The organism is Mesorhizobium sp. M7A.F.Ca.ET.027.02.1.1, from assembly GCF_004022985.1.
In the GTDB taxonomy this organism is placed as follows: domain Bacteria; phylum Pseudomonadota; class Alphaproteobacteria; order Rhizobiales; family Rhizobiaceae; genus Mesorhizobium.
Genome location: NZ_RZOL01000902.1, coordinates 1 through 551, shown reverse-complemented (window position 1 = coordinate 551; position 551 = coordinate 1). Strand labels below are relative to the sequence as shown.

The following is a 551-nucleotide window of genomic DNA, read 5'->3' as shown; positions in this document are numbered from 1 at the left end:
GTGCAGGCCGGACCCGAATTTCATGCCGGCGCCGCCGGCATGAAATTCGGGTCCGGCCTGCACAGGGTGCCGACCAGCGACGCCGATTGGAACCGTCAGCCGGTGGCGGGCGAGGGCGAGGCGATCCGCAACCTGTTTTCGCCGCCGATCGCCCGCATCGAGGACTATCGGGTGACCGAGGTCGTCACCTGCGCCTACACTTTCACATCAGACGAAAAATTCATGGCGCATGAAAAGGGCAAATGCCTTGTTGTCTCGGCATGCTCCGGTCACGGCTACAAGTTCGGCGCGGCGGTCGGCAGGCGCGTTGCGGCGGCCGTCGGCGATGGCGATATCGCCGGGTTGAAGGCATGGCTGCGGGCGGAGGTCGCCTGACCGCCGCGGGGGATGGCCTAATCCCGGCAATGCCTGGGAATATGCACCCGCCGCCAGCCTGATGAACCCTCGCGAACCAGCACACGACGCGCGACGGTCTGGTAGGAGGCGGGAACATCGATGACGCGCCTTTGCTCCGGCCGCACCAGCACCTCCTGGGCGATCCTGTCGTGTTG

The 551-nt window shown here is 66.1% G+C and carries 1 pseudogene; it reads left to right on the top strand.

Annotation, left to right across the window (positions count from 1 at the left end):
• A pseudogene (locus EN749_RS36915) lies at positions 1-375 on the top strand (sarcosine oxidase); the annotation flags it as partial.
• Positions 376-551 lie beyond the last annotated feature (176 nt).